Here is a 16,938-nt window from a genome sequence, read left to right on the forward strand (position 1 = left end):
ATCCGACCCAAGCCCAGGTCAACAGTTACGACCCAAGCGGCACCCTGAGCTTGACGGCGGTACCGGGCGGCGGCGGCACCGCCACCTTCACGGGTCACTTAGGACGGCCCGATGGCGAAGACGTGGGGACGTATGCGATTGGGCTGGGGTCGCTGTCGGAATCCAACTACACCATCAATTACACGGCGGCGGACTTGACGATTAACAAATCCTCCAATCCCGCATTAGCCCTGCAGGCGCAAGCCGATGCGCAAACCAAGATATACGGTCAGGCTGACCCGGCGCTGAGCTACCAGATCGGCAATCCATCGGTATTCGTCAATCGTACCGTGCAAAGTTATGACCCCAACGGCAATTTGCACGGGGTGACGCTGACTGACAATGCTGCCACGGCGTTGACCGGTGGTCTGGCGCGTTTGAGTAGTGAGGATGTCGGTACCTACGGGATTAACCAAGGCAGTTTGAGCGCCGCCAATTATGTGCTCAACTACAGCCCGGCCAATTTCACCATCACGCCGGCGCCGCTGACGATTGCCGGCCTGATTGCACAAAATAAAGTCTATGACACCACCACCCTGGCGCAAATCTCCGGCGGTGCGCTGACGGGGGTGCTGGCGTCGGACAGCGGCAATGTCAGTTTAAGTGGCAGCGTGGTGGGTAACTTGAGCGACAAGAATGTGGGCAACAACAAGAATGTCATTGTCAGCAATGGCGGTTTATCGGGATCGCGCGCCTTTAATTACTACATCGATTACATCGCCACCGGCACCACCGGCAACATCACGCCTGCGCCATTACGGATTTCCGGCGTACGGCCGCAAGATCGGGTCTATGACGGCACCACCAATGCGACCTTTATCGGCACGCCTGCTTTATCGGGGGTGTACGCCAGTGACATCGGATCAGTATCGATCCCGATTCAGAACGTGGTCGGCAATTTTGCGGACAAGAATGCCGGCGTGAATAAACAGGTGATCTCAAACCCGGCGGCGGCGGTTTTGAGCGGTTCTGAAGCGGGTAATTACCAGATAGTAGGGATCGATGCCTCGGTCAATAGTGCGACGATCAGCCCCGCAGCACTGCTGCTTAGCGCGGTATCGACTACCAAGTTATTCGATGGCACGCGCGATTGTGACGGTGTCGTCACGGTTAAGGGACTGGTAGGCGGTGACACCATTACTAACCTTAACCTGCATCAGGTCTACAACTCGCCGCCGCCGCGCGGTAAAAACCGCAGCACCTTGAGCGCTGCCGGGGATTATCAGATCAACGACGGTAACAACGACGGCGATTACGTGGCGGCTCTGTTGAGCGCTCCTGGCACCATCAAACCGTATCCAGGGACGCCTAATTTTGGGCAAGATCTTGTGAGCGCATCGGTGTTGCCGGACGGCATCTCTACCCGTAGTGTCAGCGAAGATATCTTGCAGAAAATGGGGCAGGGTAATTGGCTGTTGAACTTCGATCCGAGAGATATCAAGTCAAAGAGCTTTCATGAAAGCGCAGATTCATTCGTATTTTGGGAAAAATCTTAAAAATCAGTTTCTGATTGATAGAGGGGTAAATCTTGGAAAAGAAAATAAATCAATGCTTCCTCAGATACATCTGCATATCACTAAAAATCAAAAGGGAGATTGCGCGACATAGCGTGACATAAAGTTACAGCAATACTGCTTCGCAGAGAAATCAGGCGCAGGACAGAAAATATTTTTTATAAATTCTTCAGAAGAGGATCGTCAATGAAGTACATGAAAGTATGCCAATGTGCGGCAGTATTTTTTTTATCGTTTCAGCTCACGTTCGCCATTGCCCAAAATGTGAAAGAAATCGATACAAAAGGGAGTGGCGAAATTAAACAATTCCTTAGTGCCTCTTTTGGTTCTAAGGAGGCTGTTGTGAAGCAGGCCATTGGCGTAGATTTCAAAATAAAAGAGGGAGACATCCGAAGCGATGTAGACACTTATTCTGGAATGCGCTTTTTGGAAGTGAGCGTGCCGAGTTTCCGGCCATTGGATATGCCCGCTACAGTCCGCTATATGTTTGGTTATAGCTGTGCCTGCCTGACCCAGGTCAAGGTTGACTGGAAGTTGCCGGAGCAATTGGCCGCGGACAAAAGGGCTGTACTAACGATGTCTACTGCAGAGTTAGTGAAACACCTTTCTGAGAAAAATTGGCTGGCTGACCAGGTTGTAACGGATCGCGCCATCGGTGAAGTCAAATTAGGCGCTTCGCTGCCATTTGTATTTTTTCGCGGAGTGAACGTCCGTAACACTGCGGTGGTGTTCTCCGGCGAGCCTGTGCAAATACTGGCCGACAAAAATAGCCCAGGAAAATTTAGCGCAGATTTCGACAAAATGCGCTCGATACAATTGTTTTATCAACTCGATAGCAAAAATCCGGATGTGAGAAAAATTAACGTTCAAGGTTTCTGATATTCCTATTTGACGTGCCGAGCAGATCGGTAAAAATATTGCCCATATTTTATTGATTGAATTAGATTGAGGAAAATATACTTCTGTTGTCGCGCTATTTTTTACCGTTCAAATGAATATTAAAGAGAGAATTTTTATCAATATTGACGATAGAGAGACATATGAAACCTTTCGCTAAACCTTTCGCTACAACCAGTCAAATGCCTTCCCGTATCCATTTTCTGCTTGCCGGCGCAGCTCTGCTTTTTTCCGGTGTGGTATCCGCACAGACTAACAGTGGTTTACTGATTAATTCCCTGCCGGGACCGCCCGCACCCAACCAGAAAAGGGATGCCAGCGCACGAGATATTGAAGTTGGTAATCCTAAAGCGGCAATCACGGGATTAGCGAAACAATATTCGACGATTCGGCTGTCTGGCTTTGAGTCCACATTTGAGGGCGATGTTGAAGGCTATCGTTTTGTTTCGCAATATTTTCCGTTAAATATAACCAGCATAGATTGGGAGCGCATCAGTCAAGAAATTTTTCATCACTATATACAGCGCGGGCAAATGATCAGGGTTGACTTGGTGATGAAGGGCGATCAAAGCGCCCTGGTCGATATATCGGAACTGCTGGTTCGTAGCATTACGGTAAAGAATCCTGGTTTGCGAGACCAAGATGTTGCGGCTCTCAATCGCTTGTTAAGAGAGTATGTGAAAGAAGGTGAGCCAATTGATCTCAAGAAATTCAAAGAGTTTCTCTCGGTGGTTGATTACCGTGGAAATGAAACGATAACCACCAAATTTCTAGAAGTCACCGAAGAGGGTGTCGACCTGAACATCACGATAGAGCCGCGCCACATTGTCCCGTTCAATAAATGGGCTGTGATGGCTGACAACTATGGCACGAAAGGTTTCGGCCTGGGGCGAGTTGGCGCTTCTTATTCGGCGCCATTATTTTCCTCAGGCGACAATCTCGGTCTGCAGACCGTCGTATCGAGAGGTTTGCAAAATATCAGCGGCCGTTACGATTTTCCACTGCCTGGTGTATTGCCGCTACGCGCTTCAATTTGGACCAGCATATTGCGTTATTCCGCCACGATTGACGATATCCGGCAGCGCGGCAACGCCACCCTGGCTGGGGTGGATTTGAACTATCCGTATTTCTTCTGGAGCGGTGCTCAGTTGGTTGGTGGTCTTGGTTATGAATACAAACGGACGAAAGATGAAGTAGTCGGGATAGATACCACGAACAAGACGGTTCAAAATCTTCATGTCCGTATCAACGGCGGCAATTTGTTTAACAAACAACTCAGTTTTTTTTCCGACTGGACGATTGGCAATCTTGATCTAAATGGTATTCGAGCGCCATTGCAGGACGTTTTCACCGCAAGAACCGCAGGCTCCTTCCAGAAAGTTAATTTGGGCACCGATTTTATTCAGCCGCTGGGTCAACAACTGTATTTCTCAGTCAGGACGAGAGGGCAACTCTCCAACAAGAATCTCGATTCGCTGGAGAAAATGTATTTTGGCGGACCTTCCGGTGTCAGAGCATACGATAACAATGTCAGTGGTGATCAAGGTGCGCAGGCCAATGTCGATTTCTTTTACAGATTACAAGCGACGCAATGGCCGACACGTATCGGAGGATTTTTTGACTACGCATTGGGCAAGACCAGTCATACACCATGGGAGGATGAGTTCGCGGAAACAGAGTCGAATACTTTTCATTTGAACGCCATTGGCCTCCAGGCCGACGTCAGCTATCAGAAGGTGGCACTGAATGTCATGGTGGCCCGTCCAGTGACAACGAGTAGTGTCAATGTAGATCAAAAATGGAGATTATGGGTGAACCTGAAATCTACTTTCTAAAGCCTTTTTGTCATGTTCATCGCGCACAGGTTCATGGATCTGCATGGTGCATGAAGTAAAAATAAACGGAGAAAAATTGATATGAGAATACGTTCGAGCGTAATAACAACATTGTTGGTGCTAGTGCCAATGTCGCTGGTCAACGCCGCCGAAAACGAAACGGTGGTTGCAGCGGCGCCGCAGCCGGCTATGTCTCACACCATTACTTATACGAGCGGTGCGCGTATTGATAAAGTGAAGTTAATCAATGCCCGCGGCGGAACGGGCACTCGCACGTGCGAGTTGCTAGCCGCAGACGGCCAGACTGTGGCAAAACTTCCAAACGGCATAACATTTGATCAAGATTGCTCGCTCAGCGGGACGTTCGAGGCTGCCAGTGACAAACCGAGTAAATATGCCTTTCAGGTGCGGGTACGAGATCAAGGTGGCGGTGTTGCAAGTGTGCCCGTGGCGATGGTCATTAATCCTCCGTTAGACGCAAAAGTCGACACGGCGAGCTTGACCTCTGGCGGGAATATTGCGCAGCCGATATATCCGTTCCGTATTAGCGGAGGTACTGGAAATACCCAGATTGTTTTTGTCAATCCTCAAGGAGAGCCAATTAAAGCGCCGAGTGGCATGGAATTTTCTCCTGACGGCAGTATTAGTGGAAAGGTCCCAGCCACCAGCGCCGCTCTGGACCCCATGCAGGCGCTCATCAGCGATCAGGGAGGGGGGCGCGTGATGGTGCCTATGGTTTGGAGAATCAATCCACCGTTAGCGATGGAGGTGAGGAATGTAGAACTTACCGCCGGCGGACGTTTGGACGCGCCTATGCAAATAGTCAAAGTTACCGGAGGCAGTGGTGCTATTCGCGCGAATTTGTATGAGAGTGACGGTAAAACACCGGCTGTACTGCCAGAAGGTATGCAATTTAATGAAATTAACGGGACACTGGAGGGAAGAATACCAGGTGTCGTGTCAGAGAAGAAGTGTGTGATCAAGGCCGTCGATCAAGGCGGCGGAGGCATTGAACGTCCCTTTATTTTCAAAGTGAACCCACAACTGCAGGTGGAGCTGATCCCTGTAAAGGCTGGCGCATAAATATTTTTCGTGTCATGTGTTGAGGAGAGTTGGTTTTTACATTGTGATTCGTTGGCGCCGAGATGCTATTTAATCTCGGCGCTGACGTTTTGTTTTGGTTTATTTAAGGAAACGACGCCAGTGGTATATGGCGTGTTCCGAACGATTTTCTTCGTGGTGGTCAGTCCGTTGAATATGCATTATTTTCTAAATTAATTAATCGCCCCCGAACAAATCCATCGTCCCAAATCTGATATGCCCAAATCCGGCCTGAGCCTGCGAAAGCTGCGGCTTTTTTGCGCAACGTTTCTGGTCATGCTTAGGCCGATGTGGCGTATGGCGGCTGTCACGGCTTGAGACAATTATTGGGAAGCGAGGTTGTTCATGGCCGCCGTAATAGCGCAACAATCAGCCCAGCACAGATGTTCCGCACGTCACTCATTGGATAATTGCAGAAAAAAATGCCGTTCAGTGAAGACTGAACGGCATTTCTGTTGCCAAAGGGGCTTTTGCTCTACCGCGCAGCGATCAGGCTGCTACGGCGATCTTCTCTTCTGCGGTCTCGCTTTCGTCGTCAAACGAAGTGCGGATCAGGTAATCGAATGCGCTCAGAGAGGCCTTCGCGCCCTCACCGACCGCGATCACGATCTGCTTGAACGGCACGGTAGTGACGTCGCCCGCTGCAAATACGCCGGGAATTGAAGTTTGTCCTTTGGCGTCGATCTCGATTTCGCCGTGGCGCGACAACGCTAACGTCCCCTTGAGCCACTCGGTGTTCGGCACCAGGCCGATCTGGACGAATACACCTTCCAGTTCAACCTTGTTGCTGGTGCCGGAGACGCGGTCGGTGTAGCTCAAGCCGTTGACCTTTTGGCCATCTCCGTGGATCTCTGTAGTTTGCGCCGATGTGATGACGGTAACATTACGCAAGCTATGCAACTTGCGTTGCAGTACTGCATCGGCACGCAACTCCGCGCCGAACTCGATCAGCGTGACGTGCGAGACCAGCCCGGCCAGGTCAATCGCAGCCTCAACGCCGGAATTGCCGCCGCCGACGACCGCAACCCGCTTGCCTTTGAACAATGGGCCGTCGCAATGCGGGCAATACGCTACGCCACGGTTGCGATATTCCTGTTCGCCAGGAACATTGATCTCGCGCCAGCGGGCGCCGGTTGCCAAGATCACTGACTTACTCTTCAAGACTGCGCCGCTGGCGGTCTTGATCTCGATCAGTTGGCCCGGCGTCAGGCTGGCTGCGCGTTGCAGGTTCATGATATCAACGTCGTAGGCCTTGACGTGCTGCTCCAGGGCGACGGCAAAATGCGGGCCGTCGGTTTCCTTGATCGAGACAAAATTTTCGATCGCCATGGTGTCGAGCACCTGGCCGCCGAAGCGCTCGGCAACGACGCCGGTGCGGATGCCTTTGCGTGCGGCGTAGATCGCTGCCGCCGCGCCGGCTGGGCCGCCGCCGACGATCAGCACATCGAACACCTCCTTGGCATTGAGTTGCGCAGCCTGGCGTGCGCCGGCGCCGCCGTCGAGCTTGGCGAGAATTTCCTCAATCCCGGAACGGCCTTGGCCGAACGCTTCGCCGTTCAAGAAAATCGATGGCACTGCCATCACCTGGCGGCTCTCGACTTCGCTCTGGAACAGCGCGCCGTCGATCATCACGGTGCGGATGCGCGGGTTGATGATGGACATCACGTTGAGCGCCTGGACGACCTCAGGGCAGCTCTGGCATGACAAGGAAATATATGTTTCAAAACGATAATCGCCATCCAGGTTGCGGATCTGTTCGATTACCGCCTCATCCAGTTTGATCGGGTGGCCGCCGACTTGCAGCAGCGCCAATACTAGTGAGGTGAATTCGTGGCCCATCGGGATACCGGCGAAACGGACGCTGATATCGGTACCGGGGCGGTTGATGCTGAACGACGGCTTGCGCTCGGCGTCGTCAGACCGTTCGACCAGCGTAATGCGCTCGCTCAACAGGACGATTTCCTGGAGCATGGCCTGCAGTTCGCGTGACTTGTCGCTATCATCGAGAGACGCAACGATCTCAATCGGATGCACGACCTTTTCCAAATAGGTTTTCAACTGGGTTTTGAGATTTGCATCCAACATGATAAGCCTTTCTTTTGTGAATATTTTCAACGCCGGCCCGGACAGTCCGGGCCGGCTCGGGCGCGGCGCTTAGATCTTGCCGACCAGGTCCAGCGATGGGGTCAATGTGGATGCGCCTTCAGTCCACTTCGCAGGGCAAACTTCGCCTGGGTGCGATGCGACGTATTGCGCTGCCTTGACCTTGCGCAGCAGTTCCGAAGCGTCACGGCCGATGCCGTTGTCATGCACTTCCAGAACCTTGATCCGGCCTTCTGGATTGATGACGAAAGTACCGCGCAGTGCCAGACCTTCTTCTTCGATCAGCACTTCGAAGTTGCGCGAGAGAACTGTAGTTGGGTCGCCGATCAGTGGGTATTGGACTTTCTTGATCGCGTCCGATGTGTCGTGCCATGCCTTGTGGGCGAAGTGGGTGTCAGTCGACACGCCGTAGACTTCAACGCCCAGCTTTTGGAATTCAGCGTAGTTGTCGGCCAGGTCTTCCAATTCAGTTGGGCAAACGAAAGTAAAGTCGGCTGGGTAAAACACCACAACTGACCATTTGCCCTTCAGGGACTCGTCGCTCACGTCAATGAACTTGCCATTGTGATATGCAGTTGCCTTGAACGGTTTGATTTGTGTGTTGATGAGAGACATTGTGTTTTCCTGGTGGGGTTGTGAATCAATGAGAAGACAGTGTAAAGGAAGTACCAAAATATTCAAAATTGATAGTTAAAATATTTTCGATACATTTTAACTATCGGCGGTGCCAACAGCCCGGCGCGATGATTCTGCGGGTGCTGTAGGTTAGTGCCAGGCCAAATCCATCTAATCTCGGGGACGCTGCAGCGCACCGTCCTCGATTTATGTAGCGTGGCTTGGCGCAGTCAGAGTCGCCGTCATGCATGAAATGCAAGACCGGGTCTGTCCGGTCGGGCCAATCTTGTGCCGTGTGATTGTAGCGCGCTTCGCCGCGAGCGTTGAGTTGCCGAAATCCAGGCAATATCGAGCGCTCTCGTTTCAAGAAACGCTGTGTAGTCTCGGCAGCCGGTCATTTCATCACATCAACGAAAACGTCATGTCATGGGCCGCTTCCCGCATCGATGCGCCAGCATTGTGGTAACAGCTGCTGTACTTCGCGCCGGGCAAAGCGGTCGTCGATCAACACCACCACGCCGCGATCCTCGCGGGTGCGGATCACGCGACCGGCGGCCTGTACTACTTTTTGCATGCCGGGGAACAGATAGGTGCAATCGTAGCCATTGCCGAAGGTCTGCTCCATGCGCCGCATGATCTGTTCATTGACCGGATTAATCTGCGGCAGCCCCAGCGTAGCGATGAAGGCGCCGATCAGGCGCGCGCCCGGTAAATCGATGCCTTCGGCAAAAGCGCCGCCGAGCACGGCGAAACCGACGCCCTGCGAATTTTCAGTGAAACGCGCCAGAAATGCCTCCCGCTCGCGCTCGTCCATGCGCCGTGCCTGGGGCCATAAGGGGATGTGCGGATAGCGTTCAGCGAACAGACTGGCGACCTTTTGCAGATAATCGTAGCTGCTGAAAAAAGTCAGGTAATTACCGGCCTGCTGCCGATACTGCTGCGCGATCAGGTCGACGATGGGGGAGAGCGATTTGTCGCGCTGCTGGAAGCGCGTAGAGACATCGGTCACGAGCCGCACCGACAACTGCTTGGCAGCGAAAGGTGACGGCACGTCGACCCAGGCGGTATTGGCCGGCATGCCTAGCGTGTCGCTATAGAAATGCCAGGGGCTCAGCGTCGCCGAAAACAGCACGACCGAGTGTGCGGCGGCAAAGCGCGGCGCCAGGAACGGCCCCGGCACGACATTACGGATGCACAGCGTGGCGCCGTAGCCGCGTTGGCGGGTAACGTCGAACAGTGAACGGTGATCGAACAGCTAGGCCATGCGCGTGAAGTGCAAGGCGTCGAAATAGAAATTCTGCAACTGACTGTCGAGCGCAGCCGGATGTTCGACCATGTAGTCGGTAATATCTGCTACTGCCTGTTGCAACGCGCCGAGTAAGGCGTCGGGCAAGCCGGCATAACGCTGGTACTCCTGCGGCTGTTCCTTGTACACGGCGTTCCATTGTCGATTGACGCGCTCCAGCGTGCGCCTGAGTGATGCCGGTGCGGTTTTCCGCAGCGCCTTCAACTGGTTTTGCGCGATCTCGGCCGAGTACATCTTGCGGGCCCGATCAATTATGTTGTGCGCCTCGTCGACCAGCACGCCGACGCGCCACTGATTGGCCATGCTCATGCTGTGCAGCATGGCGGTCAGATCGAAATAATAGTTGTAATCGCCGACGATCAGGTCTGCCCACTGCGCCATTTCCTGGCTCAGGTAATACGGGCAAACCTGATGCGCTGCGGCTACCGTGCGCAAACCTTCACGATCCATCACACCGCCGGCAGCCGCAACGGCAGCCGCCCGCGCCTGCGGCAAGCGATCGTAAAAGCCCCGCGCCAGCGGGCAGGATTCGCCGTGGCAAGCCCGGTCCGGATGTTCGCAAGCCTTATCGCGCGCCACCAGTTCCAGCACGCGCAATGGCAATTCCGGCGCACTTCGCCGGATCGTCGCCAGCGCATCCAGCGCCAGCGCCCGCCCCGAGGTCTTGGCGGACAAAAAGAACAGTTTGTCCAGGCGCTGCGGCGGACTGGCCTTGAGCAGCGGGAACAAGGTGCCGATGGTCTTGCCGATGCCGGTCGGCGCTTGCGCCAGCAGGCATCGGCCACTGCTGGCGCCTTGGTAGACTGCCGCCGCCAAGGCCCGCTGTCCGGGCCGAAAATCGGCGTGCGGAAAACGTAATCCGGCCAGTTGCGCGTCGCGCCGCAGCCGATGTGCCATTTCTTGTTCGGCCCACGCCAGGAAGCGCCCGCATTGCTGCTGCTCGAAGAACTGTTGCAATGACGCTGCGGTGGCAAACTCGGTCAGCATGGTTTCCTTTTGTTTGCCGATGTCGTAATACACCAGTGCCAGTTGCAGTGCCGACAAATGACGGCTCTGACACAACAAATGGCCGTAAATCCTTAGCTGTGCCCAATGCAGATGGCGATGGTTGTCCGGCATGCCGCCAAGATCGCCGCGGAAGGTCTTGATTTCCTCCGGGCGGTTCAATATCGGATCGTAGCCATCGGCGCGGCCGCGCACCAGCAGCGCGCCAAACGATCCGCTGAGGCTGATCTCAGCTTCGTAACCGCTGCCACGCCGGGTCGCCACTTCGATATGCCCGGCGATCCCTTCCTGCGCACTCGGTCCTGGCGTAAAACGCAAATCGAGATCGCCCTGCCTGGTGGTGAAATCGCACAAGGCCCGCACCGCCAGCACATATCGCGCCTCCTTCATGCCGCCTCCTGCGCCCATTGCACGTAACACACAGTGACCGGCATCTGCTGTTCGGCAAAGTAATGCAGCCAACGGATCTGGTTGTCCTGCAGGCGGTCACCCGGGCCCTTGACCTCGATCATGCGGTAGCGCTTTTCTGCCGGCCAGAACTGGATCAGATCGGGCAGGCCGCAACGATTGTTGCGGATATCCTGCAAGATTCGTTCAAAGCATTTGCGTAGATGCGGCGGCGGCAGGCACGTCAGCGCCATGCTCAGCAACGTATGGTCGATAGCGCCCCAGAACACGAAGGGCGACTGGATATTGGCCTTGGCGACAAAATTGCGCAGGATGGTTTGCTGATACTCGCCGCAATCGAGCTGGGCGAAACCGGAATCGAAATGGTGAGCGCGGCGCTGGCGGAAATCCGGGCTATATAAATCTGCCGGGCCGCTCTGGAAGGGATGGAGGAATGCACCCGGTAATGGCGCGAATATGGCGTCCCAGAACAGCAAGCTGAACAACGAATTGAGCAAAGCGTTTTCAACATAGACAGCCGGCGCATCGGCGCGCGACAGATGCGCCTCAAGCAGCGCCTCGACCGGCAGCGCCTGCTCCGGACGAGGCGGGAGCAGTACATGCTGGTCAATCTGCGGCGCGCTGGTCGCGGCAATTTTTTTATAGCCAAGCTGACGCCGTAAGCGCGGCATGATGCGCAGCAGTTGCTGCGTCTCGGCTTCGCCTTCCGGCTGCTGTTCGGCCAGCTGCGCCAGTTCAAACGCCGCTGCCGGCTGGCCACAACGTTCCAGCACCCGCACCGCACGCAGGCGTGCGCCGGGCCACGGACAATCGGCATAAAGGCGCAGCGCATCGGCCAGCATGCCGCTGCGTTCGTAATGCTGCGCAATCTGAAACAGCAGCTTGCTGCGGCGTCGTTCCAGCCAGTCGTTCGGATACGGCGCGGCAGGGATATCGGCGACCACGGTCTGCACTGTTTCGCCGTTGCGGAAACGTTCGCGGCAGGCATGCAAATGCAGATACGCATCGACCTCGCGGCGTGTGCTGAAACCTTGCGACAGCGGCGACAAATCGACTCGCTCATAGTTGAAGATACCGAGTTCGGAGAGCACGAATTCCGACCAGTCCTGGTGCAGGTTACCGAAGAACATCAGGAGCATGCGCTCGCACAAGCGAGCAATACGCAACTGCAACAAACGATCATCGATTCCCGGGTGCCAGGCCGCCAGCGGCCGCGCTCTTGCGATATTTGGGACATTTGCAATATCGTCGGCAGCCTGCAACAGCATGGCCAACTGCTGGCTTTTGCGCGCCCCCTTGTTTTGCCGCAGCAACGGAAAAGCCTCGACGATTTCAGCTTTAGTCAACAGACCAAACAGTTGTTCGATATCGATCATCGGCTCCGCATCCAGCCAACCGGCATCGCACAACGCCATTGCGGCGTGCATTTTTTCGCGCGTGCAGCCGATTTCATCGTAGTTCAATTTACTCAGGCGAAACAACTCGCCCTTGCGCATCACCATCCGTACCAGCAATGCCTGTGACGCCTGCGGCAAGTCACCGAAACCATCGACGAAACGCTGCTCGTCAGCGCTCAGCAAATGGCGATAGCGCGCACGTATCAATTCCACCACGGCGCGGAAGTTGTCGAGATAATAAAAACGGTTTTCCAGCGTTTTGATCATGGTGCGGGTGCAGTCGATGCAGCGCGGATAAGGTGCGCCGCGGCGAATTTGGCTATTTCGAATTTGGCCATTTCTCGATGATCTTGATGATTTTATAACTGTATGAATGTACAGTTATGCGCAGTATATATGAGCAGTCGCCGATGCGCCGTTATCGCAACACGGCATTGATCATTAGGCAGAATCGGAGGTCTATTCAGAGCACAGTTACACCGAACAACGAGTCTAAAAGGCGCTTACAAACTGCGCGCTATAGATCTGGTTAAAATCAGACATGTGCTTGAATCGACAGTTATTTTTCCTCTGGGGGAATATTCCAGCCTGATGATTGCCTGCGGGCCGGGGCCGCGCGGTATCGAACATGTCGAGAATTATTGCTTTGCAATTATGTTTCTTAAGCATCCTTCATGCTGGCGCGTACCCGCATCTGTGATCGCTCGTATCAGGGCCGGGCTTTGCGATACAAACAAATACATTCGACGCATCGCATGTATTTGTGAAAGCCAAGTAGAATTAACCGATTATTGAATCAACATCGAACATCGAACATCGAACATCGAACATCGAACATCGAACATCGAACATCGAACATCGAACATCGAACATCGAACATCGAACATCGAACATCGAACATCGAACATCGAACATCGAACATCGGATAGAAGCTAATATGCGCCTTAAAAATAGTCTGCTATGTATTTTGTTGGTAATCTCTGCCAGCGCCCCGGCGCTGGAAGCGGTGCCGCCGCCAGTTCTGACGCCGTTGCAGCAGCAGGCGCAGGCTGCGCATCTGAGCGCACAATTTCTGACACGCTTCCACTACAAGCCGGTGCCGCTCGACGATGTGTTGGCTGGCAAGATCATTGGCCGCTATATCAAATCGCTCGACCCAGAAAAATTCTTTTTCGTGCAATCTGATATCGATCAGTTCAGCGCTGAGCACAGCAAGCTCGATGACGGCATCTACCGTGAAGATCTGAGCATCCCGTTTGCCATATTCAATCTCTACGAGCAACGCGTAGTTGAGCGCCTGACTTACGCCCGCGAGCTGCTCAAGCAGGGTTTTGATTTCAGCAAGAAAGAAGATTTTGCCTTTGTGCGCGACAAGGAGCCTTGGCCGCAAACCGAAGCAGAAAGTCGCGAACTGTGGCGCAAGCGGGTCAAGAACGACTGGCTGCGGCTCAAGCTGGCCGGCAAGAACGATCAGGCGATACGCGATACGCTTACCAAACGCTACGACAATTCGCTGGCGCGGGTCTACAAGTATAAGAGCGATGACGTATTCCAGATTTTCATGAACGCCTATGCGAGCTCCATCGAGCCGCATACCGACTATCTGGGAACCACCGCTGCCGCCGATTTCGATATCTCGATGAAGCTCTCGCTGGTGGGCATCGGCGCGGTGTTGCAGGAGCGCGATGAATACACCACGATCCGCGAACTGGTGTCGGGCGGCCCGGCGCTGTTATCCGGGAAACTGGCGGTCGGCGACCGCATCGTTGGGGTTGCCCAGGGCATGCAGGGTCCAATGGTTGAGGCGGTCGGTTCGCGCATTGACGAAGTAGTGAAACTGATTCGTGGCGCCAAGGATTCGATTGTGCGGCTCGACGTGTTGCCGGCCGATGCCGGGCCGGATGGCAAGCATCGCATCGTTACTCTGGTGCGTAACAAGATCAGTCTGGAACAGCAGGCTGCCAAGAAAACCATCATCTCGGTCAAGAGCGGCGATACCACGCGCAAGGTCGGCGTGATTACGCTGCCGGCGTTCTATGAAGATTTCGACGGCCGCCGCAAGGGCGAAAAGAACTACCGCAGCGCGAGTCGCGATGTTGCCGCGCTGTTGAGCGAACTGAAGAACGACAAGGTCGACAGTGTGTTGGTCGATTTGCGCAACAACGGCGGCGGTTCGCTGAATGAAGCGATCAATCTGACCGGGCTGTTTGTCGGTAAAGGCCCGATCGTTCAGCAGCGCAATGCGCGTGGTGAAATCAATGTCGGCAGCGATGATTTGCCGGCGCCGCTGTGGAGCGGCCCGATGGCGGTGCTGATCAATCGCGGCTCGGCCTCGGCTTCCGAGATTTTTGCGGCCGCGATCCAGGATTACGGCCGTGGCGTGATCATCGGTGAAGGCAGTTTTGGCAAAGGCACCGTGCAGAGCATGGTCAACCTGGATGAACTGACGCGCAACGACAAGCCGAAGTTTGGCGAACTCAAGATGACAATCGCCCAGTTTTTCCGCATCAACGGCGGCACTACCCAGCTGCGCGGCGTGACGCCGGATATCAGCCTGCCGGGCTTCTCCGATCCGGACAGTTTCGGTGAGTCTAGTTACGATAACGCGCTGCCGTGGTCGCAGATCAAGCCTGCCGATTATGTACCGCTGGGCGATGTCAAGGATCTGCTGCCGCAATTGCAAGTGCGGCACGACGCCCGGGTCGAGAAAGATAAGGATTTTCAACGCCTGGTGGAAGATGCCGAGGAATTAAAAGCGCTGCGCAAGAAACGCACGATTTCACTCAATGAAGCCGAGCGTCGCAGCGAATTGGCGGTGCAGGAAGCGCGTCTGAAAGCCCGTGAAAAGGCCGACGGCAAGGATGCGGATAAGGACAAGGAGCCGTCGTTGGATGATGGGCTGCAAGCCAACGAGCGTAGCTTGAGTGCCGATCTGGCCGCGGAAAAAGCGCAGAAAAACGCCAAGGACGTATTACTGAACGAAGCAGTGCGAATTTTGGGCGATGCATCGGATCTGATCAAGGGCAATCCCAAGTTCGCCTCACAGCAAAGAAAATGACGCTCTGCATGACCGGGCGCCAAGCGGCTCTCGGTCATGCCTGGCGATTTGAATCCTTTGATGCCTGTGGTGTTGGTGGCGCTGTATCGGCACCGCTGGAAAGTGCAATCGCCGCGCGTGGAACACCGGTTGGGGCAGATTGTTTGCTCAGCACGCAAGAAACCGCAATAATCTTGCCGGACGATGCCAGCGGCGGTGAGTTCCCGGTTCAATGCCGGGAGAAGCTTGCCAGCATGCCGCTGTAAGATTTTGGCAAAGGATAGGCCAGGTCGCCGTGCTTGCCAGTCACCAGCCCCAGCTGCACCAGGCTCTCCGCCATCTTTACCGCAACGCTGACGCCGTCGATGACGTTGATACCGAGCTCACGGCCGATGGCATGGCACAGATCGGCCATGCCGGCGCAACCGAGGACGATGCTGTCGACCTTGTCTTCGTGCATGGCACGCCGGCACTCCTGGACGATGATGCGATAGGCATCCGATCCCGGCCGTTCGAGGTCGAGCACATTTAATTCGCAAGCGCGTACCTGGCGGCAGAAGCGCCGCATGCCGTATGCTTCGGCCAGGTGCCAGGCAATCCCGCAGGTACGCTCGAGCGTGGTCACCACGCTGAAACCGCTGCCGATCATGCTGGCCGCATGCATGGCGGCCTCAGCGATGCCGATGACCGGACCGCGCGCGGCTTCGCGCGCGGCATACAGGCCTGGATCGCCGAAGCAGGCGATCACGTAGCCGTCGACGCCGTCGGCTTCGCCAAGGCGGATTTCGTCGAGGATGCCGGGTACGCTGAGTGCTTCATCACAATGACTCTCGATCGATGCCGGCCCCATGGCGGGACTGACGGCGACGATCTCGGTACCGGGTGCGGCAACCTGGCGTGCGCACAGGCCGATCTTCTCGGTCATGCTCCAGGTGGTGTTGGGATTGATGATCTTGATTTTCAAAATAGGACGCTAACCATAAAAAGGGACGCACCACCGGCTCGCTGGCGCGCCGCAAAAACTGTCAATCCGGCCACTGTGGCGGCCGCATCAGAATCGCTCCGAATCAACCGGCCGCGTTGGCGCCAACGGGTGCGCTTTGCTTGCGGCTGATGGCCCAGTAAATCGCCAACCCACACCCCATGCTGATGAACCAGGTAAAGTTGGAGAAGCTTTCCAGGCCCGGCAGCAGCACGCAGCACACCGGAATGATGGCGGCCGGGATGAGCGCCATGATGGCTTTGCGGTTGTAACCGTTGTCGTACCAGTAAGCGCCGTTGCGATCCATCGTGTACAGGTCATCAACCATGATTCGCTGTTTTTTGACCAGGTAGAAATCGGCGATCAGGATGCCGAACAGCGGCCCGATGAAAGAGCCCAGAATATCCAGTGTGTAGTGGATTACCTGTGGATTGTTGAACAGGTTCCACGGCGTAATGAAGATCGAGCCGACCGCTGCGATCATGCCGCCCGTGCGCCAGCTGATCTTTTTCGGCTCGACATTGGAAAAATCGAAAGCCGGCGAGACGAAATTGGCGACGATGTTGATGCCTACTGAGCTTCCCCCGAAATTTAGTCTTCCATAGGTAACGTAAAATCAACGATCCTTTGGAAAGACCAGCAATGAAGAAGATACCAAAACAGATGTACACGGCGGAGTTCAAGGAGCTAGCCGTGCAA

General features: G+C 54.9%; 9 protein-coding genes and 2 pseudogenes. 5 read left to right on the forward strand and 6 right to left on the reverse strand.

What is annotated here, in order from left to right:
- The 4 genes from ACIQ0R_RS04860 to ACIQ0R_RS04875 all read left to right on the forward strand — a co-directional run.
- Positions 1-1,535 (forward strand): YDG domain-containing protein (locus ACIQ0R_RS04860; protein ID WP_395824334.1); only part of this gene is annotated, 1,535 nt, incomplete at its 5' end.
- A 204-nt stretch (positions 1,536-1,739) separates the two neighbouring features.
- On the forward strand, positions 1,740-2,432 hold the full coding sequence (locus ACIQ0R_RS04865; protein WP_395824337.1) for a hypothetical protein: 693 nt from the start codon (positions 1,740-1,742) through the stop codon (positions 2,430-2,432).
- 161 nt (positions 2,433-2,593) lie between these two features.
- Complete coding sequence (locus ACIQ0R_RS04870; RefSeq protein ID WP_395824340.1) at positions 2,594-4,285, forward strand: ShlB/FhaC/HecB family hemolysin secretion/activation protein; 1,692 nt, start codon at positions 2,594-2,596, stop codon at positions 4,283-4,285.
- A 129-nt stretch (positions 4,286-4,414) separates the two neighbouring features.
- A complete protein-coding gene (locus ACIQ0R_RS04875; RefSeq protein ID WP_395824343.1) occupies positions 4,415-5,368 on the forward strand; it encodes a putative Ig domain-containing protein in 954 nt (317 codons plus the stop codon).
- A gap of 507 nt (positions 5,369-5,875) precedes the next feature.
- Here the strand turns inward: ACIQ0R_RS04875 and ahpF are convergent.
- From ahpF to ACIQ0R_RS04895, 4 genes and pseudogenes are all read right to left on the reverse strand, one after another.
- Complete coding sequence (gene ahpF, locus ACIQ0R_RS04880) at positions 5,876-7,471, reverse strand: alkyl hydroperoxide reductase subunit F (protein WP_395824346.1); 1,596 nt, start codon at positions 7,469-7,471, stop codon at positions 5,876-5,878.
- A 69-nt stretch (positions 7,472-7,540) separates the two neighbouring features.
- Positions 7,541-8,104: an alkyl hydroperoxide reductase subunit C gene (gene ahpC, locus ACIQ0R_RS04885; protein WP_395824349.1), complete on the reverse strand. Its 564-nt coding sequence runs from the start codon at positions 8,102-8,104 to the stop codon at positions 7,541-7,543.
- A gap of 424 nt (positions 8,105-8,528) precedes the next feature.
- Positions 8,529-10,805, reverse strand: a pseudogene (locus ACIQ0R_RS04890) (ATP-dependent DNA helicase).
- The gene (locus tag ACIQ0R_RS04895; RefSeq protein WP_395824352.1) at positions 10,802-12,487 is read right to left on the reverse strand and encodes a VRR-NUC domain-containing protein; all 1,686 of its coding nucleotides are present in this window, start codon (positions 12,485-12,487) and stop codon (positions 10,802-10,804) included. The pseudogene ACIQ0R_RS04890 and the gene ACIQ0R_RS04895 overlap by 4 nt, the downstream one beginning before the upstream one ends.
- A 670-nt stretch (positions 12,488-13,157) precedes the next feature.
- Between ACIQ0R_RS04895 and ACIQ0R_RS04900 the strand changes: the two genes are divergently transcribed.
- Positions 13,158-15,278 (forward strand): carboxy terminal-processing peptidase, encoded by a 2,121-nt coding sequence (locus ACIQ0R_RS04900; RefSeq protein ID WP_395824355.1) that lies wholly within the window; start codon positions 13,158-13,160, stop codon positions 15,276-15,278.
- A 208-nt stretch (positions 15,279-15,486) separates the two neighbouring features.
- Here the strand turns inward: ACIQ0R_RS04900 and ACIQ0R_RS04905 are convergent, their stop codons facing one another.
- Together ACIQ0R_RS04905 and ACIQ0R_RS04910 are read right to left on the reverse strand one after the other, a co-directional pair.
- Complete coding sequence (locus tag ACIQ0R_RS04905) at positions 15,487-16,221, reverse strand: aspartate/glutamate racemase family protein (RefSeq protein ID WP_395824358.1); 735 nt, start codon at positions 16,219-16,221, stop codon at positions 15,487-15,489.
- Positions 16,222-16,324: 103 nt separating this feature from the next.
- Positions 16,325-16,849, reverse strand: a pseudogene (locus ACIQ0R_RS04910) (cytosine permease); the annotation flags it as partial.
- Positions 16,850-16,938: the final 89 nt, after the last annotated feature.

The organism is Collimonas sp. (assembly GCF_044339385.1).
Taxonomy (GTDB): Bacteria; Pseudomonadota; Gammaproteobacteria; order Burkholderiales; family Burkholderiaceae_D; genus Collimonas.

Excerpts from the sequence above, each read along its gene's own strand:
- ACIQ0R_RS04875 (WP_395824343.1), top strand. The coding sequence starts at position 4,415 with ATGTCGCTGGTCAACGCCGCCGAAAACGAAACGGTGGTTGCAGCGGCG.
- ahpC (WP_395824349.1), bottom strand. The coding sequence starts at position 8,104 with ATGTCTCTCATCAACACACAAATCAAACCGTTCAAGGCAACTGCATAT.
- ACIQ0R_RS04900 (WP_395824355.1), top strand. The coding sequence starts at position 13,158 with ATGCGCCTTAAAAATAGTCTGCTATGTATTTTGTTGGTAATCTCTGCC.
- ACIQ0R_RS04870 (WP_395824340.1), top strand. The coding sequence starts at position 2,594 with ATGAAACCTTTCGCTAAACCTTTCGCTACAACCAGTCAAATGCCTTCC.
- ahpF (WP_395824346.1), bottom strand. The coding sequence starts at position 7,471 with ATGTTGGATGCAAATCTCAAAACCCAGTTGAAAACCTATTTGGAAAAG.
- ACIQ0R_RS04895 (WP_395824352.1), bottom strand. The coding sequence starts at position 12,487 with ATGATCAAAACGCTGGAAAACCGTTTTTATTATCTCGACAACTTCCGC.
- ACIQ0R_RS04865 (WP_395824337.1), top strand. The coding sequence starts at position 1,740 with ATGAAGTACATGAAAGTATGCCAATGTGCGGCAGTATTTTTTTTATCG.